We start from the raw sequence: 19,181 nt of genomic DNA on the forward strand, positions 1-19,181 counted from the left end.
CGGCATCAGAAGCGATAGCCGAAGGCCGCGTGGAAGCGTTCTTCGATGTCGGCACGGGTCAGGCTGTGATTCTGCCCGCCCTGATGACTGATCTTGATGGCGCCCATCAGGCTCGCCAGTCGTCCGGTGGTCAGCCAGTCCATGCCGTTGCTCAGGCCGTAGAGCAGGCCGGCGCGGAAGGCATCGCCGCAGCCCGTCGGGTCAACCGGCTTGTCCACCTGCACGCAGGGGATCTCGATGCGCTCGCCGCCGGTATGGATGTGCGCGCCTTGCTCGCCGAGGGTGACGATCAGCGCAGTGGTTCGCTGCGCGATCTGCTCCAGCGTGAGCCCGGTTCGCTCCATCAACAGTTCGGCCTCGTAATCATTGACCGCCACCCATGTCGCCAGTTCAATGAAGCGCTCCAGCTCGGCGCCATTGAACATCGGCAAACCCTGGCCCGGGTCGAAGATGAAGGGGATGCCGAGCGATGCGCATTCCTCCGCATGCTGCAGCATGCCGTCGCGGCCGTCGGGCGCGATGATGGCGTTCTTCACCGCGCCGGCCGAAGCGACCTTGTTCACATGCGAGAAGGACATCGCGCCGGGGTGGAAAGCGGTGATCTGATTGCCCCCCGCGTCGGTGGTGATGAAGGCCTGCGCGGTGAAGGCCGCATCGATGCCGCGCACGCAGCGGCGCGAAATCCCGAGCGCGTCGAGCCGGTCGAGGTAGGGCTGGGCATCCTGGCCGACGGTGGCCATGATCAGCGGATCGCCCTCGAGCAGCCTGAGGTTGTACGCGATGTTGCCGGCGCAGCCGCCGAAGTCGCGCCGCATCTCGGGCACCAGGAAGGAGACATTGATCTTGTGCAGCTGATCGGCCAGCAGCGCGTCGGAGAAGCGGCCCTGGAACAGCATGATCGAATCGTAGGCGAGCGAACCGCAGATAAGGGATGTCATGGTTTTGGTATGGGTGGAGAAAGGCGTGGAACGCCGAGTTCAGGGATAGAAGACATAGACCCGGTAGCCGGAGGCCTGCACCTGGGACAGCTCGAAATGGATCCTGACCGACTGCTCGCTGCGCGCGGCGAAGCCGGCGAGCGGATCGAGGCCTGCGGGCAGGTAGTCGCGCGGGACGAAGACGCGGCGCACCAGCGGCTTTTCATTGACGTCGTTGAGCGTCAGCTCGATATACGGCCAGGCTTCGACGGTGCTGCCCTGGTTGCGCAACAGCACGCTCAGCACGAAGCGGTTGCTGTCCGTTCCCTGCGTCTGCAGTTCGCTTGATTCGATGGAGACGACGTCGATGCGGGCCGGCAGGCCGACCTGGCAGCCGAACAGCCCGCATGCGCTTTCGAGCGCGGGGCGGGTGGACGGGAAGCGCGCCGCCAGCTGATCGCGGAATGCGACTGCGGTCTGCAGCAGCAGCGCCAGGACCAGCAGGCCGCTGCCGATGCTCATCGCGCTGTGCGCCATGCGGGAGAGCCGGTGACGCTGGCGCGCCTGGCGCACGAAGTCCGGCTCTTCATACCCGGCGGCGTCGGCCTGGTCGAGCGGATCCGCCTCCTGCGCCGGCTCGCTCTCGGCGCTGGCGCGCCAGGGTTTGCTCTGCAGGTCGTTGATCGCCTGCTCAACCGGGTCTTCCTCCGTTGCCGGCGGGGCGGGCGGGACGTCGGGTGCCGCCGCGTCCTTCGTTTCCTCTGCTGAACCGGCGGCCGACGGCTTCTGCGGCACGTGGGCGAAGTCGAGCAGGGTCATGCGGAGCATCGGGTTCTCGGGCTGCGCTGCTGGCGCGTCGCCGGCAGCGGCATCGGCGCGCGTCGCAGCCGGACTGCCGTTGAGCAGCGAAGCCAGATCGGTTTCAGTCGCGGGAGCGGGCGGCGCAACGGTTGCCGCGGCCGATGGCGCGGGCGACGAGGATGGCGGGGCCGAGGCCGGCGCCGGGACGGGTTCCGCCTGGCCGTTGTCGTCCAGGCGGATCAGGTTTTCAATGCCGTTGAAGATCTGCTTGCAGGCGCCGCAGCGGACCAGTCCGGCACGCAGCTTCAATTGATCGTGCGCGACCCGGAATGTCGTCTGGCAATGCGGACACTGGGTTGCGAGCGCCATGGCAGCTTACCGGCTGTCGTCGAGGCCGGCGGTGCCGGACAGGGCGACCCAGCCCTCGTGCTCCGCCCAGACCGAGAGCGGCAGAAAGGGCGCATAGGCAGCGATCACTTCACCCGCCTGCCGTGCGAGGACGCCCGACAGGACGAGCCGGCCGCCGGGCGCGACGCGCGAAGACAGCATGGGTGCCATCAGCTTGAGCGGGTTGGACAGGATGTTGGCGACCACCACGTCGAAGCGCGCCGACTGCTTCGCCTGGGCGAAGTCTTCCGGCAGGTAGTAGTCGATGCGGCAGCGGTTGCGCTCGGCGTTGTAGCGTGCCGATTCGATGGCCTGCGGATCGATGTCGACGCCGCATACCGTGCCGGCGCCGAGCTTTTCCGCGACCATCGCGAGGATGCCCGAACCGCAGCCGTAGTCGAGCACGGTGGCGCCGGCCGGCGCGTGCTCCTCCAGCCACTCCATGCACAGCCGGGTGGTCGGATGGCTGCCGGTGCCGAAGGCAAGGCCCGGGTCCAGCTCCAGCACGAGGGCATCGGGATCGGGCGCTTCGTGCCAGCTGGGGACGACCCAGATGCGGCGCCCGATATGGATGGGTTCGAACTGCGACTGCGTCACGCGCACCCAGTCCTGCTCGGTGACTTCGCGCAGCGTGAACGCCGGGACATCCGGAATGCCGGCGGCCTGCGCCGCGGCGGCGACGATCCCGCCGTGCGCGGCGTCGGCCTCGGCCAGCGCCACCACGCGGCTGCGATCCCATGCGGCCTCGGTCGGCTCCATGCCGGGCTCGCCGAACAGCGGACGCTCGGCTTCCGTGCCTTCGTCCGCGTCTTCCACCGACACCGACAGCGCGCCCGCTTCCATCAGCGCATCGGACAGGGCTTCCGCCTGCTCGCGGGCGACTTCGATGACGATTTCAGTCCAGCTCATGATTACTTCTTCACGTTGCCGCTGTCCTTCGGCAGGTCCGGCTTGTTCGCCAGCTTCTGCTCCAGGTAGTGGATGTTGGTGCCGCCCTCGATGAAGCGCGCGTCGATCATCAGTTCGCGATGCAGCGGGATGTTGGTGAGGATGCCTTCCACCACCATCTCCGACAGCGCGATCTGCATGCGCTTGATGGCCTGGTCGCGGGTCGCGCCGTAGGCGATCACCTTGCCGACCATGGAGTCGTAGGTGGGCGGCACGAAGTAGCCGGTATAGGCATGCGAGTCGACGCGGATGCCGGGACCGCCGGGCGGATGCCAGGCGGTGATGCGGCCGGGGGAGGGCGTGAACTTGAACGGGTCCTCGGCGTTGATCCGGCACTCGATCGCGTGGCCGGACAGCTCGATGTCGCGCTGGCGGAAGCGCAGCTTCTCGCCGGCGGCGACGCGGATCTGTTCCTGCACGAGGTCGACGCCGGTGATCATCTCGGTCACCGGGTGCTCGACCTGGATACGCGTGTTCATCTCGATGAAGTAGAACTCGCCGTTTTCATAGAGGAATTCAAAGGTGCCCGCGCCGCGGTAGCCGATCTTGCGGCAGGCTTCGGCGCAGCGGTCGCCGATGCGCTCGATCAGCTTGCGGGGAATGCCGGGCGCCGGTGCTTCTTCGATCACTTTCTGGTGGCGGCGTTGCATCGAGCAGTCGCGCTCGCCGAGCCAGATCGCGTTCTTGAATTCGTCCGCCAGCACCTGGATCTCCACGTGGCGCGGATTCTCCAGGTACTTCTCCATGTAGACCTCGGGGTTGCCGAAGGCGGCGCCCGCCTCGGTCTTGGTCATGGTCACGGCGTTGAGCAGCGCGGCCTCGGTATGGACCACGCGCATGCCGCGCCCGCCGCCGCCGCCGGCAGCCTTGATGATGACCGGGTAGCCGATCTTGCGGGCGATGCGGATGATTTCCTTCGGGTCTTCCGGCAGCGCGCCGTCGGAACCGGGCACGCAGGGCACGCCGGCCTTGATCATCGCCTGCTTGGCCGAGACCTTGTCGCCCATCATGCGGATCGAGTCGGGGCGAGGGCCGATGAAGACGAAGCCGGATTTTTCGACGCGCTCGGCGAAGTCGGCGTTCTCCGACAGGAAGCCGTAGCCGGGGTGGATCGCTTCGGCGTCGGTGACTTCGGCGGCGCTGATGATTGCCGGCATGTTCAGGTAGCTCTGCGCGGAGGGCGCGGGGCCGATGCAGACCGACTCGTCGGCCAGCTTGACGTATTTGGCTTCGCGGTCGGCTTCCGAATGGACGACGACGGTCTTAATGCCCATTTCGCGACAGGCGCGCTGGATGCGAAGCGCGATTTCGCCACGATTGGCGATCAGGATTTTTTCGAACATGTTTGGGTGTGATGCTGTGTGCGACGGTTGGAGCAGGACGGGCTATATATATAGAAGGGGAGCGCCGGCACCGCCGGCGGCCCGGTCCTAGCCGATCACAAACAGCGGTTGGCCGAATTCGACTGGCTGGCCGTTCTCCACCAGGATTTCCTTGATCACGCCGGCGGCATCGGCATCGATCTCGTTGAGCAGCTTCATCGCTTCGATGATGCACAGGGTGTCGCCCTGCTTGACGGTGGAGCCGACTTCGACGAAGGCGGGGTTGCCCGGCGCGGAGGCGCGGTAGAAGGTGCCGACCATCGGCGACTTCACCACATGGCCCTGCGGCTCGGCCGGGGCGGCGGGCGCCGCGGGGGCTGCCGCCGGTGCGGAAGCGGGCGCGGCGGCCACGGTGGTTTGCGGCATCTGCTGCTGCGGCAGCATGACGAGCTGGTTCTGCGGGGCGCTCGAGGATTTGACGATACGGACTTTGCTTTCGCCTTCGGTCACTTCCAGTTCGGCGATGTCTGATTCGGCCACGAGGTCGATCAGCGTCTTCAGTTTTCGTAGATCCATATGAAATCCTTCAGTCTTATTAGATTGATACTGCCGTGAGTCGCCACGCGATTATAAGCGTAGGTGGCGAGTTGACGAAAATTAGAGCCGGTTCAGCGCGAAATCGATGGCCAGCCGATACCCGTCCACGCCCAGGCCGCAGACGACTCCGACTGCCGCGGCCGACAGATAGGAGTGATGGCGGAATGGCTCGCGCTGATGGATATTGGAGATATGCACTTCGATGAAGCGGATCGCCACGCCCGTCAGCGCATCGCGCAGCGCGACGCTGGTATGCGTGAGCCCGCCCGGGTTGATGATGATCGCGTCCACCGCCTCGGATCGGGCGGCGTGGATGCGGTCGATCAGCGCGCCTTCATGATTGCTCTGGAAAGCGGTCAGGCGGGCGCCGGCTTCGGCGGCCTGCGCGGCCGCCGCCTTCTCCACATCGGCCAGAGTGGTCGTTCCATAGACTTCCGGCTCGCGGGTTCCCAGCAGATTGAGGTTGGGGCCGTTGAGCAGGAGGATGTTTTTTGCCATGGAGATGCAACTCCGTTTGACGAGGATGGCGCATTTTGCCGCCGAATCATACTTTCTGGCAAGGACAAAAGATGTTCCGGCCTTGTTACAGGGCGGCAAGGTCGGTTTTCAGTTCGTCCATCTTCAGGCGGCCGATATAGGTCTTCTTTACCTGTCCCTGCCGGTCGATCAATACGGTGTAGGGCAGCCCGCCGGCCTGGTTGCCGAAGCGCCGCGACAGCTCCGTGCCCGACATGCCGCCTGCATAAAGCGGATAGCTGATTTTGTACTTGGTTCCAAATTCGGCGATGTTCGACGGAGAATCGATGCCGATGCCGAGGATCTGGATGCCGCGGCCTCCGACTTCCTGCTGCAGCGCCGACAGCTCCGGCATCTCGTCGACGCAGGGCGCGCACCAGGTCGCCCAGAAGTTGACGACCAGCGGCCGGTCTTTCCATTGCGACAAGGGCTGGGGCTGGCCGCTGGCGTCGTTCAGGGTCTGGGTCAGCAGGGTCTGTACCGCCGACGACTCGGCCGGTGCCGGCGCGGTCTGCCGATGGCCCAGCCAGATGCCGAGCCCGGCGAACAGCAGCGCGACCGCTGCAAAAACGGCAATCTTCCCCTTCATGCGTCCTCGCTGTCGTCGATCAATTCCTGCAGTACGCGGGCGTCCGCGCGGAGCAGCCTGCCGTCGGAGGCCTTGAGCGCGCCGCGCAAGTCATCCAGTTCATACAGCGCCAGGTGCACCCCCTCGTTCTTCCAGAGGAAGCTCAGGACTTCCACCGGTTCGTCGCGCTTCCTGAAATGGGTGCTTTCCGATACCTCGAAATCGACGTTCTTATTGATCAGAAAGATCTCCACGTCCTTGGCGCTGTCGGCGAAGAGCTGGAGGTGGATGTCGGAATGCTCGCCCGCCGTGCCGTTGAGCACCGCGCCGGTCAGGTAGGGGCTGAACTGCCCGAGCTCTCCCATCAGCTGCAGCGCCAGGCGGCGCAGATGCAGCAGGCGCGCCGGCTGAGTGTCGCCGAAGAACAGTTCATTGTAGGCGCGCACCTCTTCTTCGATCTGCGCATTGTCCGGCATGTACTCGCCGCGCACCCGGGTGTTGCCGAGCACCTGCCTGGCTGCCTTGCGCTTGGCGGTACCGTAATCGGCGCCGTCCTCGGCGATCATGCGCGCGGCGGAGGCGGCGATTTCCGCCCGCAACTGATCCAGATTGTTGGTGAAATTGCTCATGGCGTCGATGATACTCTGTACGGACGATCGGCGCGGGTCGGGTAGAATCTCGGTTTCCCCGGCGGCCGGTCAGCCTCCGCTCGTCCCTTCGGACCGTCCCCCTGGACTCCCTTGGACCTTTCTCCGGCCGTTTCAGTCAGATTTTTATTTTCATTCTGCCTATGCATATCCATATCCTCGGCATCTGCGGCACTTTCATGGGCGGCCTGGCGGTACTGGCCAAGGAAGCCGGCCACACGGTCACCGGCTGCGACGCCAACGTCTACCCGCCGATGAGCACCCAGCTCGAAGCGCAGGGCATCCGGCTGATCGAGGGTTTCGACCCGGCGCAGGTCGATCTCGCTCCCGACCTTTTCGTGATCGGCAACGTGGTCTCGCGCGGCAATCCGCTGATGGAAGAAATCCTCAACCGCGGCCTGCCCTATGTCTCGGGCCCGCAATGGATAGGCGAGCACATCCTGCGCAACAAGTGGGTATTGTCGGTCGCGGGCACCCACGGCAAGACCACCACTTCCTCGATGCTGGCCTGGATACTCGAGGACGCCGGCTACCACCCGGGCTTCCTGATCGGCGGCGTGCCGATGAACTTCGGCATCTCGGCCCGGCTGTCGGGGCGCGAGGCCGACTCCAGTTTCTTCGTCATCGAAGCCGACGAGTACGACACCGCCTTCTTCGACAAGCGTTCCAAGTTCGTTCACTACCGCAGCAAGACCGCGATCCTCAACAACCTGGAATACGACCACGCCGACATCTTCCCCGACCTGGGCGCGATCGAAACCCAGTTCCATCACCTCGTGCGCACCGTGCCGCAGGTGGGGCGCCTGATCGTCAACGGCCGCGAGGACTCGCTCAGGCGCGTGGTGGCGCGCGGTTGCTGGAGCGAGTCGGAATGGTTCGGCACGGCCGACGGCCAGGGCTGGTCGCTGGCCGAGCATGAGGACGGGAGCTTCGACGTGCGCTTCAACGGCGAGGTGCAGGGCACGGTCGAGTGGGAGCTGACCGGCGAGCACAACCGGCTCAACGCGCTGGCCGCGATCGCCGCCGCCCGGCATGTGGGCGTGCCGCCGGCGCTCGCGATCGAGGCGCTCGGCAAGTTCGTCAGCGTCAAGCGGCGCATGGAAGTGCGCGGCGTGGTCAACGGGGTGACCGTCTACGACGACTTCGCCCACCATCCGACCGCGATCGCCACCACCGTCGGCGGCCTGCGCAAGAAGATCGGCGCCGCCCGCATCCTGGCGGTGCTGGAGCCGCGCTCCAACACCATGAAGCTCGGCACGATGAAGGAAGCGCTGCCCGGCAGCCTCGCCGATGCCGACCTCGTCTTCGGCTACGGCGCCAGCAGCGGCAAGGATGCGCTCGGCTGGAACCTGGGCGAGGCGCTCGCGCCGCTGGGCGACAAGGCGAGCGCCTTCGACGATATCGGCCTGCTGGTGCGGGCGGTGGTCGCGGCCGCGCGGCCGGGCGATCATGTGCTGGTCATGAGCAACGGCGGTTTCGGCGGCGTGCACCAGAAACTGCTCGACGCGCTGCCCCGATGATTCTTTATCTGCACGGCTTTCGTTCGTCGCCGCAGTCCTTCAAGGCGCGCATGCTGGCCGACCGCATGCGCACGCTCGGACGCGAGAAGGAATACGCCTGTCCGCAGCTGCCGGCGTCCCCGGCGCAGGCCGTCGCGCTGGCCGACGACATCGCGCGGCGCATGGGTCCTGCGCAGCTGACCCTGGTCGGATCCTCGCTCGGCGGCTATTACGCGACCTGGCTGGCCGAACAGCTCGGCTGCCGCGCGGTGCTGCTCAACCCGGCGGTGAAGCCGCCGCGCGACCTCGAGCGATACGTGGGCGTGACGACCGCGTATCACTCCGACGAGCGTTTCGAATTCAAGCGCGAGTACATCGACGAACTGCGCGCGCTCGCGGTCGCCCGCATCACGCGACCGGAACGCTACTTTCTCGTCGCCGCCACCGGCGATGAAGTGCTCGACTGGCGCGAAATGCAGGCGCATTACCCGGGCGCGCGGCATTGCATCATCGAGGGCAGCGATCACGGCATCTCCGACTTCGCGCACTATGTGGACCGCGTGCTGGCATTCGCCGGCATCGCGGCGGAGCAGGCCCGATGAGTCATTCCGGCGTCGCCTTCGCCCGGTGGCAGGCGCATGTCAACCGCGCGGCCGTTCCCGCTTTCCTGCGCGGCTGGCTGACCGACCAGGCGTCGCTGACGGTGAAGCTGCAGCGCCACTGCGGCCAGTTTCGCGTGCAGCGGCTGGCGCAGGGGCATGCGGCCTGCCTTGCCGATGAACGCGCGGCATTGCGCCTGCCGCGGCGCCTGCAGGTGCACGCGCGCGAGGTGCTGCTGCGCTGCGACGGGCGGCCGGTCGTCTATGCGCACACCGTCGTTCCGCTGTCGGCCGGTGCCGACTGGCCTTTCTTTCGCGGTCTCGGCGAGCGCTCGCTCGGGACCACCCTGTTCGGCGACCCCCGGGTGGGGCGCGGCAAGCTCGAATACGCGCTGCTGCGGCCGCGCCATCCGCTGGTGAGAAGGGCGGGTGCCGCCCTCGGCCAGACCTTCGCCGGCCCGTTGCCGGCGCGCCGCTGCCTGTACCGGCGCGGCCGCGGCCTGCTGCTGGTCACCGAACTGTTCCTGCCCGCGATTGCCCAGCTGCACAGCCAGCCGCGCGACGGGCTCCAACTACTCAACGCTGCATAAGCGACGCAATCGATGAACCTATTTTTCGAAGAGTCCGGCGAATTCAAGGCCGGCGCGGTACTGGCCCAGCAGGGCGAAGCCTTCCAGGTCGAACTGGCTACCGGCAAGCGCACCAAGGTCAAGTCCCGCGACGTGCTGCTGCAGTTCACCGCGCCCGAACCCGCGCAGCTGATGCAGGACGCGAAGACCGTGGCCGAAGAGATCGATCTCGACTTCCTGTGGGAAGTGGCGGGGCAGGACGAATTCGGCTTCAACGAACTGGGCGCCGAGTATTTCGGCCATGAGCCCAGGCCCCACGAGGCCGCGGGGCTGCTGCTGCGCCTGCATGGCGCGCCGGTCTATTTTTACCGCAAGGGCCGCGGCCGCTACAAGGCGGCCCCGGAGGAATCCCTCAAGGCCGCGCTGGCCGGCATCGAAAAGAAGAAGCAGCAGGCGCTGGTGCAGGCGCAGTATGTGGACGAACTCAAGGCCGGGCGCCTGCCCGAAAGTTTCCGCCCGATCGCGGTGCAGCTGCTGTTCAGGCCGGACAAGAACAGCATCGAATACAAGGCGCTGGAGGCTGCCGCCAATGAGATGCAGACCACGCCCCAGCGCGTGATGCTGGCCGCCGGCGGCATCGCTTCGCCGCGGCAGCTGCACATGGCGAAGTTCCTGCAGGAGTATTTCCCCAAGGGCACCGGCTTCCCGGCGCTGTCGGTGCCGCAGCCGCCGGCGCTGACCGAGGCGCCGGTGCGTGCCTTCTCCATCGACGATGTCACCACGACCGAAATCGACGATGCGTTTTCGGTGACGACCCTCGAGGATGGCAAGGTCCGCGTCGGCATCCATATCGCCGCCCCGGGCCTGGCGATCCGCCGCGGCGATGCCGCCGACGCCGTGGCCCGCCAGCGCCTGTCGACGGTCTATATGCCGGGCGACAAGATCACCATGCTGCCCGATGCGCTGGTTGACGCCTACACGCTCGGCGAAGGCCGCAGCTGTCCTGCGCTGTCGCTCTACGCCACGCTCGACACCGCCGACTGGCGCGTGCTGGCGACCGAGACACGCGCCGAACTGGTGCCGATCGCCGCCAACCTGCGCCACAACGATCTCGACCAGCTGGTGACGGAGGAAAGCCTGGCCGACGGCAGCGGCGAGTATCCGCACAAGGCCGATATCGCGGTGCTGTGGCAATGGGCGCAGGTGCTGGAAAAGGGGCGCATGGAAAAGCGCGCCGCCTTCGGTCTCAAGCCGGAGCAGACCAACCGCGTCGACTTCAATTTCTATGTCGAGGACGACGTGGTGAGCATCGTGCGCCGCAAGCGCGGCGCGCCGCTCGACAAGATCGTGGCCGAGCTGATGATCTTCGCCAACAGCAGCTGGGGCAAGCTGATGCACGACTGCGGCGTGCCCGGCATCTACCGCGCGCAGGGCGCGAGCGGCGGCGGCTGGGGCGCGCGCATGCAGGTGCGCATGCTCACCCACGCGGCGCCGCACCAGGGACTGGGCGTGGACCAGTATGCGTGGAGCACCTCGCCGCTGCGGCGCTACACCGACCTCGTGAATCAATGGCAGATCCTCGCCTGTGCGCAGAACGGCGTGACCGCGCCGCTGGTGGCGCCGTTCAAGCCCAAGGACGCCGACCTGTTCGCCATCGTCTCGGCCTTCGATGCGGCCTACGCCGCCTATGCCGATTTCCAGTCCGGCATGGAGCGCTTCTGGTGCCTGCGCTGGCTGACGCAGGAGAACGCGCATTTCGTCGAGGCCGTGGTGCTGAAGGAGGAAATCCTGCGCCTGGTCGACATTCCGCTGGTGATTCGCCTGCCCGGCATGCAGCAGCTGCCGCGCGGTACCCAGGTGCGGCTGGAGCTGATCCGCTGGGACGAGGTCGACCTCAATGTCGAGGCGCGGCTGGTCGAGGTGGTGAATGCGCAGGCGGGTACCGCCGACGTCGCCGATGAAGCGGAGCCGATCGATGATGAAATTGCCACGACGGACGCCGAGACGGATGCTGAAGCCGGCGCGGAGGCAGGCGGCCAGGCCGCCGGTACCGAGGCCAATGTCGAAGGCAGTGCGGAATCGGTACAGCAGTGAAATCTGCGCCTTGCCCGCCCGGGCTTTATCGTAAAATTCCCGGGTTATTCCAACGCAGATTCTCGCCGCGTGAAGTTACTCCTCCCTGAAAACCGCATCCTGAGCATTGCCATTGCGGCATCGGTGCTGGTGCACGGCGCCTTGCTGGCGGTGCGCTTCGCGCCGCCGGACGCATTCCGCTTCAAGCCGGCCGATCCCGGACTGGAAGTCATACTCGTCAATGCCAAGCATGACAGGAAGCCGCTGAAGGCCGAGGCGCTGGCGCAGGCCAATCTCGACGGCGGCGGCAATGCCGACAGCGGCCGCGCGAGCTCGCCGCTGCCCGACATGCGCCGGCATGAGAACGGCGACGGCATGACGGCGGCCCGGCGCCGCATTGAAGAACTGGAAAGACAGCAGCGCATGCTCGCGCAGGCCAACCGCAAGTCGCCGGTCACCACCTCGCCGCCGAAGGAGCAGACCAGCAAGGAAAGCCAGGTCCGCCAGGACGCCGACGACGCCACCGACAGCATGCAGGAAATCCTGCGCCGCGAGGCCGAGATCGCCAAGCGCATCGAAGACGAGAACAAGCGGCCGAAGAAGACCTTCATCTCGCCCAGCACGCGCGAGGTCGGCTACGCGATGTACTTCGACGCGGTACGCCAGCGCATCGAGAAATTCGGCACGCTCAACTTCCCGCAGAAGGATGGCAGGAAGCTCTACGGCGAACTCACGCTTTCCATTTCGATTTTCCAGGATGGCAGCATCTATACCGCCGACCGCGACGAAGGCGTGGTGGTGGAACGCTCCTCCGGCAATCCCTCGCTCGACCAGGCCGCGCGCCGCATCGTGCAGCGGGCCGCGCCGTTCGGCGCCTTCGCGCAGAACATGCGCAGCGCCGGCAAGGATGACGTCTGGGTGATGACCACCCGCTTCAAGTTCACCCGCGACGACGGGCTGCAGGCCGAGATGTTCGGGGGCCGCAATTGAAATCGAGCGCGCCCGACCGCTATGTCGTGATCGGCAACCCGGTCGCCCACAGCAAGTCGCCCGAGATCCACGCCTGGTTCGCCCGCGAGACCGGGCAGAACATCCGCTACGACCGGCTGCTCGCGCCGGTCGACGGCTTTCGCGCGGCGGTGCGGGAGTTCATCGCCGCCGGCGGCAGGGGCGCCAATGTGACGGTGCCGTTCAAGCTGGAGGCGCATGCGCTGTCGGATGAGCTGAGCGCGCGCGCGCGGGCCGCCGGCGCCGTCAACACGCTCAGGTTCGAAGACGGCCGCATCCTCGGCGACAACACCGACGGCGTGGGACTGGTCAACGACATCGTATGCAATGCGGGCATCCCCCTGTCCGGACGGCGCATCCTGCTGCTCGGCGCCGGCGGGGCCGCGCGCGGCGTGATCCTGCCGATCCTGGCGCAGGCGCCGGCGCAGCTGCGCGTCGCCAACCGCACCGCCGGCAAGGCCGAAGATCTCGCCCGCGAGTTCGACGCCGAGGGACCGGTCTCCGGTTCAGGCTACGAGGTGCTCGAGTCCGCCTTCGACATCGTGATCAACGCCACCTCGGCCAGCCTCGGCGATGCGCTGCCGCCGATTCCGCCGGCCGTGTTCGCCCCCGGCGCCTTCGCCTACGACATGATGTACGGCCGCGAGGCGACCGTCTTCATGCGCTTTGCGGCGGAACACGGCGCTTCGGTGCGCGACGGCCTCGGCATGCTGGTCGAGCAGGCCGCGGAATCCTTCGCGCTCTGGCGCGGCGTGCGGCCGCATACCGCCGAACTGCTCGCCGACCTGCGAACCCGCCTCTGATGAAACCCCTGCGCAAGCTGCTGTTCTGGGCCATCGCCGCGCCGCTGCTCGCGGTGCTGGCGATACAGCTGTATTTCCTCGGCCAGATCTGGTGGTGGCGCGACCACAATCCGCGCTCGACCAGTTTCATGGAGCAGCAGCTCGACGAGCTGCGCAAGAAGTCCCCCGGTGCCCGGCTCAAGCATCAGTGGGTGCCGTACGACCGCATCTCCAATCATCTCAAGCGCGCCATCATCGCCGCCGAGGACGCGAATTTCTCCGAGCATGACGGCGTCGACTGGGAAGCCCTGCAAAAGGCATATGAAAAGAACATGAAGAAGGGCAGGGTGGTCGCGGGCGGATCCACCATCACCCAGCAGCTCGCCAAGAACCTGTTCCTGTCGGGCGAGCGCAGCTACCTGCGCAAGACCCAGGAGGTGGCGATCACCTACATGCTCGAAGCGACGATGGACAAGGAACGCATCTTCGAGATCTACCTCAACGTGGTGGAGTGGGGTGTCGGCGTATTCGGCGCCGAGGCCGCCGCCCGCCACTACTTCGGCGTCTCGGCCGCCGCCCTCAGCCCGGCGCAGGCGGCCCGCCTGGCGGTCATGCTGCCGCGTCCGCGCTGGTACGACAAGAACCGCGGCTCGGCGTATCTGCAGCGGCGCACCGACCTGATTCTGCGGCGCATGGGCGGCGCCGACATTCCGTAGAACCGCGGCGTGACAACCCGGTCATAAGGCTGGCGGCGAACACCGTCAGGCGCTGCTTGCCTGTTGTCAGGCCAGTCAGTACACTTGCGCTGTTTTTGTTTCCGGAGACCCGTCTTGGGTAGTCCCACATCACACAGTCGACCGTCCACCGACGGAAGATCGGCGAGCTAGCGTCCCATCCGGCGCTCTCGCCCACAGGCGGGGGCGCGTCATTGCGTTCCTGAAGATTCGAATCGGCCCGCGCGAACAGCGCGGGATGGGCCGCGCCCCATCGGAAGGCGCGGCCGGGAGAGCACATGATTAATGTTTTCGTCTTGCAGAACGGCCGCCTGAACCAGGTGTACATCGAGACCCGCGAAGAGCTGGAAAAGATGACGCCGGTCTGGGTCGACCTGACCGATCCCAACGAGGAAGAGCGGGGCTGGGTGAAAAGCATCTACGGCGTCACCCTGCCGGGCGAAGACGAAGTCAAGGACATCGAGGCGTCGGCCCGCTACTACGAAGCGGAGAACGGCGATCTGCATCTGCGCACCGACTTTCTGCTGGAGGAAGACGACGGCTCGCGCGTCATCACCGTGGCCTTCATCCTGGCCCGCAACATGCTGTTCTCCGTGCACAACGAAGACCTGCCGGTTTTCCGCCTGGTGCGCATGCGCGCCCGTTCGCGCCCTGGCTCCATCGCCGATTACAAGGACGTGCTGCTCGACCTGTATGCCACGGACGCCGAGTATTCGGCCGATGCGCTCGAAGGCATTTACCAGAGCCTGGAGGATGTCAGCCGCAGCGTGCTGAAGAAGGAACTGTCCGACGTCGACGCCGCCGCCGCGCTGTCGGCGATCGCGCAGGAGGAAGACTTGAACGGCCGGATCCGCCGCAACATGATGGATACCCGCCGCGCGGTGAGCTTCCTGATGCGCGGGCGTCTGCTCAATTCGGAACAGTTCGAGGAAGCGCGCCAGATCCTGCGCGACATCGAGTCGCTCGACGGCCACACCGCCTTCCTGTTCGACAAGATCAACTTCCTGATGGATGCCACCGTCGGCTTCATCAACATCAATCAGAACAAGATCATCAAGATCTTCTCGGTGGCCTCGGTCGCCTTCCTGCCGCCGACGCTCATCGCCAGCATCTACGGCATGAACTTCCGCATCCTGCCCGAACTCGACTGGAGCTTTGGCTATCCGTTCGCGCTGGCGCTGATGCTGGGCAGCGCGATCACGCCATTCTGGTATTTCCGCCGTCGCGGCTGGCTGAAGTAGCGGCGCGGGCCCGCGGGCCCGCGCCGTCCGGGTGCGGAACGATCAGAGCCGGGTGAAGGCCTGGCGCGCCGCGCTCACCGTCTCTGCAATCACCGCGTCGCTGTGCGCGGCGGACACGAAGCCGGCTTCGAACGCCGACGGCGCCAGGTAGACGCCGAGATCGAGCATCGCGTGGAAGAAGCGGTTGAAGCGGTCCTTGTCGGTCGCCATCATGGCCTTGTAGGAGGCGGGGATGCTGTCGGCGAAGTACAGGCCGAACATGCCGCCGACCGCGTCCGCGCAGAACGGTACGCCCGCCTCACGGGCGGCGGCCGTCAGACCCTCGGCCAGCTTGTTCGTCTGCGCGCCGAGATTCTCGTAAAAGCCGGGCTGCTGCACCAGCTTCATCGTTGCCATGCCGGCGGCGACCGCCACCGGATTGCCCGACAGCGTGCCGGCCTGGTAGACCGGGCCGAGGGGTGCCAGGTGCTGCATCAAATCCTTCCTGCCGCCGAAAGCCGCCACCGGCATGCCGCCGCCGATCACCTTGCCCAGCACGGTCAGGTCCGGCGTGATGCCGTACAGTCCCTGCGCGCAGCCGAGGCCGACGCGGAAGCCCGACATCACTTCATCGAAGATCAGCACGGCGCCGTGCTCGCTGCAGACACGCCGCATGGTCTGCAGGAACTCGGGGGTGGCGCGCACCAGGTTCATGTTGCCGGCCACAGGCTCGACGATCACGCAGGCGATCTGGTCGCCCATGGTGCGGAAAACTTCTTCCAGCTGCTGCGGCTCGTTGTAGTCGAGCACCAGCGTGTGCCTGGCGAAATCCTCGGGCACGCCGGCCGAGGTCGGATTGCCGAAGGTGAGCAGGCCGCTGCCGGCCTTGACCAGCAGGGAGTCCGCGTGGCCGTGGTAGCAGCCTTCGAACTTGACGATCTTGTCGCGCCGGGTGGCGCCGCGCGCCAGGCGCAGCGCGCTCATCGCCGCCTCGGTGCCGCTCGATACCAGGCGCACCTGTTCCACGGAGGGCAGCAGCCGGCAGATCTCTTCCGCCATCAGGATTTCCGCTTCGGTCGGGGCGCCGAAGCTCAGGCCGTGCGTCGCCGCCTCCTGCACCGCGCGGATCACGTCCGGATGCGCGTGGCCGACGATGGCCGGGCCCCAGGAGCCGATGTAGTCGATATAGCGCTTGCCGTCGGCGTCCCAGAAATGGGGGCCTTCGGCGCGGGTGATGAAGCGCGGGGTGCCGCCGACGGAACGGAAGGCGCGTACCGGCGAGTTCACGCCGCCGGGAGTGCTCGCCTGGGCGCGCGCGAACAGGATGTCGTTCTTGGAGTTCATGAAATGATGGGGTGAGTGGTCAATCGGATGGCTGCTCGGGCTCGCGGGTCCAGAAGTAGCGGTCGGGCGTGAGCTTGCCCATGCCGAGCCGTTGCGCGGCGCTCAGCGCCGCGTGCGTGAATTCCTGCGCTTCGGCCGCCGCCTCCGGCACCTCCATGCCGTTGGCGAGCATCGCGCAGAGCGCCGCCGACAGCGTGCTGCCGGCGCCGCTGAAAGTGCCGGGCAGGCGAGGGCGCCGGTCCTCCCGCAACAGCCCGGTGCCGTCGAACAGCAGGTTGCAGACTTCCTGCGCGTCCGCGCCGGATCCCGTCACCAGCACGTATTCGCAGCCGGTGTCGACGAGATGCATCGCATCCACCGCGGTCATGTCGTCGTCCGCCGGTTCGCGCCAGGTTTCGGCCAGGCGTTCGAGTTCCACCGCCGAGGCGATCAGCAGCGTGGCCTGCGGCACCAGCAGTTCGCGCAAGGCGGTCAGCAGTTCGTCGTTGTCCTCGCGCTGCGGCAGGCCGCTGACGAAGGGGTCGAGAATCAGCGGCAGCTCGGGATAGTCGGAGACGATTTCCGCGATCACCGCGATGTTCTCCACGCTGCCGGGAATGCCGACCTTGATCGCCGCCACCGGCATGTCCTCCAGCATCGCGCGCGCCTGGTCCGATACCCAGTCGGCGTCGATCACCTGCACTTCCTCGACGCGTGAGGTATCGGCGATCAGCAGAGAGGTGACGGCGGACAGACCATGGCAGCCCATGGCCGCGAAGGTCGCCAGGTCGGCCTGGATGCCGGTTGCACCGATCGGGTCGGTGGCGCCGAAGGTCAGAATCAGCGGAGAAGTTTGGTTTTGCACGGCTGCTGGATTAAGATGTTCGACTTTGCATTTTACTTGATTGAAGGATCGCGAACCGTGAGCAATAGCGCTGTGCCGAATGAAGAATTCAAGACCTGGATGTGCCTTATCTGCGGCTGGGTGTACGACGAAGCCGAAGGTCTGCCCGAAGAAGGCATCGCACCGGGGACGCGCTGGGAAGACGTGCCGATGAACTGGACCTGTCCGGAGTGCGGCGCGCGCAAGGAAGACTTCGAGATGGTGGCCATCTGAACGTCTGAGCATCCGAGCTTCTGAACAAGAAGCGCGCCGTTCTCCATCGACCCATTCGCAGAAAAACCACGTTGATCTTGATCAACAGCATGCTTGACCTAAAGCATCTTGCTTTTTGTTACAGTAGCGCCGTAGTATTGCTGGGATGGATCGAGAGATAACGTCATGACAACATCAGAGGATAGCGGCGTGAAGATCATGGTGATCGACGACAGCAGCACGATTCGTCGATCGGCCGAGATTTTCCTTGGTCAGGCAGGTTACCAGGTGGTTCTCGCGGACGATGGATTCGACGCGCTGGCGAAGATGAACGATCATCGTCCGGCGCTCATTTTCTGCGACATCCTGATGCCGCGCCTCGACGGTTACCAGACCTGCGCGCTGATCAAGAAGAGCGCCAGGTTCCACGACACCCCGGTAGTCATGCTGTCGTCCAAGGACGGTCTGTTCGACCGCGCGCGCGGCGCCATGGTCGGCTCCGACGCCTATCTCACCAAGCCGTTCACCAAGGACAGCCTGCTCAAGACCGTGCGCCAGTACACGGCGCCGGCACTCTCCAAGTAATACTCCCCATACAGGTATACGATGCCGATACAAAAAATTCTCGTGGTGGACGATTCCCCGACCGAACGCTATTTTTTGACCGACATTCTCGTGAAGAATGGCTTCTCGGTATCCACCGCCGAAAACGGCGAGGAAGCGCTCACCAAGATCAAGGCGGACAAGCCGCAGCTGATCCTGATGGACGTGGTGATGCCCGGCCAGAACGGCTTCCAGGTCACGCGCGCGATTTCGCGCGATCCCGAGACCCAGGACGTGCCGATCATCATCTGCACCAGCAAGGGCCAGGAAACCGACCGCATCTGGGGCCTGCGGCAGGGTGCCCGCGACTACATCGTCAAGCCGGTCGATCCGCAGGAACTGCTGTCCAAGATCGCATCGCTCGGCTGAGTCCGCACCATGACCTCCTCCAGGCTGGATCTCGCTCCCGGCGCAGCCGACAAGGACGGCGGCGCCGGTAATCGCCGCACACGGCTGCGCGAATTCCAGGCGCAGCTCGTCGAGCGCATGCAGGCGGCGAGCAGCGGCGCGCACGCCCACACCTCCCGCCTCGGCATGGCGATCGGCGACAGCCACTGGCTGCTCGATCTGCAGGAGGCCGGCGAAATCGTTTCCGTCGGCGCTGTCACCCGCGTTCCGCTCACGCGCGACTGGTATGTCGGCCTGACCAATATCCGGGGCAACCTGGTGAGCGTAATCGATCTCGCGCGCTTTCTCGGCATGCCGGCCACGCCTGTCGAGAAGGAGAGCCGGATCGTCGCATTCGCGCCCGGCCTCGCATTCAATTGCGGCCTGCTGGTGTCGCGCGTGATGGGCCTGCGCAATCTGGACGAGATGCGGCTCGACGACGCGAGCCCGGCGGACGGGCTTGCGCCCTGGGCCGCCGCCACCTGGCGCGACCGCGAAGACCGCGTCTGGACCGAACTCAAACTTTCCGAAATCGTACAAGACCCGCAGTTCCTGCATGTCGGTCTCTGACATATGCCGCAAGTG

Annotated in this window: 22 protein-coding genes; 12 read left to right on the top strand and 10 right to left on the bottom strand. The window is 66.0% G+C overall.

The window, feature by feature from the left end; all coding sequences use genetic code 11:
* Positions 1–5 precede the first annotated feature (5 nt).
* The 8 genes from NCCP691_RS05015 to NCCP691_RS05050 form a co-directional block, all read right to left on the bottom strand.
* Complete coding sequence (locus NCCP691_RS05015) at positions 6–938, bottom strand: carbohydrate kinase family protein (protein ID WP_220807144.1); 933 nt, start codon at positions 936–938, stop codon at positions 6–8.
* Between the two features lie 39 nt (positions 939–977).
* Positions 978–2,087: a DUF3426 domain-containing protein gene (locus tag NCCP691_RS05020; protein ID WP_220807145.1), complete on the bottom strand. Its 1,110-nt coding sequence runs from the start codon at positions 2,085–2,087 to the stop codon at positions 978–980.
* Between the two features lie 6 nt (positions 2,088–2,093).
* Positions 2,094–3,014: a 50S ribosomal protein L11 methyltransferase gene (gene prmA, locus NCCP691_RS05025; protein WP_220807146.1), complete on the bottom strand. Its 921-nt coding sequence runs from the start codon at positions 3,012–3,014 to the stop codon at positions 2,094–2,096.
* Positions 3,015–3,016: 2 nt separating this feature from the next.
* Positions 3,017–4,396, bottom strand: coding sequence for an acetyl-CoA carboxylase biotin carboxylase subunit (accC, locus tag NCCP691_RS05030; protein WP_220807147.1), 1,380 nt, complete (start codon positions 4,394–4,396; stop codon positions 3,017–3,019).
* Positions 4,397–4,483: 87 nt separating this feature from the next.
* On the bottom strand, positions 4,484–4,951 hold the full coding sequence (gene accB / locus NCCP691_RS05035; protein WP_220807148.1) for an acetyl-CoA carboxylase biotin carboxyl carrier protein: 468 nt from the start codon (positions 4,949–4,951) through the stop codon (positions 4,484–4,486).
* Between the two features lie 81 nt (positions 4,952–5,032).
* On the bottom strand, positions 5,033–5,470 hold the full coding sequence (gene aroQ / locus NCCP691_RS05040) for a type II 3-dehydroquinate dehydratase (RefSeq protein WP_220807149.1): 438 nt from the start codon (positions 5,468–5,470) through the stop codon (positions 5,033–5,035).
* A gap of 85 nt (positions 5,471–5,555) precedes the next feature.
* Entirely contained in the window at positions 5,556–6,077 is a 522-nt protein-coding gene (locus NCCP691_RS05045) for a TlpA family protein disulfide reductase (protein WP_220807150.1), read from the bottom strand.
* Entirely contained in the window at positions 6,074–6,685 is a 612-nt protein-coding gene (locus NCCP691_RS05050) for a hypothetical protein (protein WP_220807151.1), read from the bottom strand. The genes NCCP691_RS05045 and NCCP691_RS05050 overlap by 4 nt, the downstream gene beginning before the upstream one ends.
* Positions 6,686–6,846: 161 nt before the next feature.
* On the opposite strand from NCCP691_RS05050, the gene mpl reads away from it, so the two are divergent.
* From mpl to corA, 8 genes are all read left to right on the top strand, one after another.
* Positions 6,847–8,223, top strand: a complete 1,377-nt coding sequence (mpl, locus tag NCCP691_RS05055; RefSeq protein WP_220807152.1) for a UDP-N-acetylmuramate:L-alanyl-gamma-D-glutamyl-meso-diaminopimelate ligase — start codon at positions 6,847–6,849, stop codon at positions 8,221–8,223.
* Complete coding sequence (locus NCCP691_RS05060; RefSeq protein WP_220807153.1) at positions 8,220–8,804, top strand: YqiA/YcfP family alpha/beta fold hydrolase; 585 nt, start codon at positions 8,220–8,222, stop codon at positions 8,802–8,804. The genes mpl and NCCP691_RS05060 overlap by 4 nt, the downstream gene beginning before the upstream one ends.
* Complete coding sequence (locus tag NCCP691_RS05065) at positions 8,801–9,391, top strand: chorismate--pyruvate lyase family protein (RefSeq protein ID WP_220807154.1); 591 nt, start codon at positions 8,801–8,803, stop codon at positions 9,389–9,391. Before NCCP691_RS05060 ends, NCCP691_RS05065 begins: the two co-directional genes overlap by 4 nt.
* A 12-nt stretch (positions 9,392–9,403) precedes the next feature.
* On the top strand, positions 9,404–11,464 hold the full coding sequence (locus NCCP691_RS05070; protein WP_220807155.1) for a ribonuclease catalytic domain-containing protein: 2,061 nt from the start codon (positions 9,404–9,406) through the stop codon (positions 11,462–11,464).
* Between the two features lie 69 nt (positions 11,465–11,533).
* Positions 11,534–12,433: an energy transducer TonB gene (locus tag NCCP691_RS05075; protein WP_220807156.1), complete on the top strand. Its 900-nt coding sequence runs from the start codon at positions 11,534–11,536 to the stop codon at positions 12,431–12,433.
* Positions 12,430–13,254 carry a shikimate dehydrogenase gene (gene aroE, locus NCCP691_RS05080; RefSeq protein WP_220807157.1) on the top strand — a complete coding sequence of 275 codons (825 nt, stop codon included), beginning with the start codon at positions 12,430–12,432 and terminating at the stop codon, positions 13,252–13,254. Before NCCP691_RS05075 ends, aroE begins: the two co-directional genes overlap by 4 nt.
* Positions 13,254–13,949, top strand: coding sequence for a monofunctional biosynthetic peptidoglycan transglycosylase (gene mtgA, locus NCCP691_RS05085; protein ID WP_220807158.1), 696 nt, complete (start codon positions 13,254–13,256; stop codon positions 13,947–13,949). The genes aroE and mtgA overlap by 1 nt, the downstream gene beginning before the upstream one ends.
* A gap of 296 nt (positions 13,950–14,245) precedes the next feature.
* Positions 14,246–15,208, top strand: coding sequence for a magnesium/cobalt transporter CorA (gene corA, locus NCCP691_RS05090; protein WP_220807159.1), 963 nt, complete (start codon positions 14,246–14,248; stop codon positions 15,206–15,208).
* 42 nt (positions 15,209–15,250) lie between these two features.
* Here corA and hemL read toward each other — a convergent pair whose 3' ends face one another.
* Both hemL and thiD read right to left on the bottom strand, forming a co-directional pair.
* The gene (gene hemL / locus NCCP691_RS05095; RefSeq protein ID WP_220807160.1) at positions 15,251–16,531 is read right to left on the bottom strand and encodes a glutamate-1-semialdehyde 2,1-aminomutase; all 1,281 of its coding nucleotides are present in this window, start codon (positions 16,529–16,531) and stop codon (positions 15,251–15,253) included.
* A 19-nt stretch (positions 16,532–16,550) separates the two neighbouring features.
* A complete protein-coding gene (thiD, locus tag NCCP691_RS05100) occupies positions 16,551–17,375 on the bottom strand; it encodes a bifunctional hydroxymethylpyrimidine kinase/phosphomethylpyrimidine kinase (RefSeq protein ID WP_220807161.1) in 825 nt (274 codons plus the stop codon).
* A gap of 99 nt (positions 17,376–17,474) precedes the next feature.
* Between thiD and NCCP691_RS05105 the strand changes: the two genes are divergently transcribed.
* The 4 genes from NCCP691_RS05105 to NCCP691_RS05120 all read left to right on the top strand — a co-directional run bounded on the left by NCCP691_RS05105 (position 17,475) and on the right by NCCP691_RS05120 (position 19,166).
* Positions 17,475–17,627 carry a rubredoxin gene (locus tag NCCP691_RS05105; protein ID WP_220807199.1) on the top strand — a complete coding sequence of 51 codons (153 nt, stop codon included), beginning with the start codon at positions 17,475–17,477 and terminating at the stop codon, positions 17,625–17,627.
* A 165-nt stretch (positions 17,628–17,792) separates the two neighbouring features.
* Positions 17,793–18,191, top strand: coding sequence for a response regulator (locus tag NCCP691_RS05110; RefSeq protein ID WP_220807162.1), 399 nt, complete (start codon positions 17,793–17,795; stop codon positions 18,189–18,191).
* Positions 18,192–18,212: 21 nt separating this feature from the next.
* Positions 18,213–18,578: a response regulator gene (locus tag NCCP691_RS05115; RefSeq protein ID WP_274387223.1), complete on the top strand. Its 366-nt coding sequence runs from the start codon at positions 18,213–18,215 to the stop codon at positions 18,576–18,578.
* A gap of 9 nt (positions 18,579–18,587) precedes the next feature.
* Positions 18,588–19,166 carry a chemotaxis protein CheW gene (locus NCCP691_RS05120; protein ID WP_220807163.1) on the top strand — a complete coding sequence of 193 codons (579 nt, stop codon included), beginning with the start codon at positions 18,588–18,590 and terminating at the stop codon, positions 19,164–19,166.
* Positions 19,167–19,181 lie beyond the last annotated feature (15 nt).

Source organism: Noviherbaspirillum aridicola (assembly GCF_019656455.1).
GTDB classification, from domain to species: domain Bacteria; phylum Pseudomonadota; class Gammaproteobacteria; order Burkholderiales; family Burkholderiaceae_D; genus Noviherbaspirillum; species Noviherbaspirillum aridicola.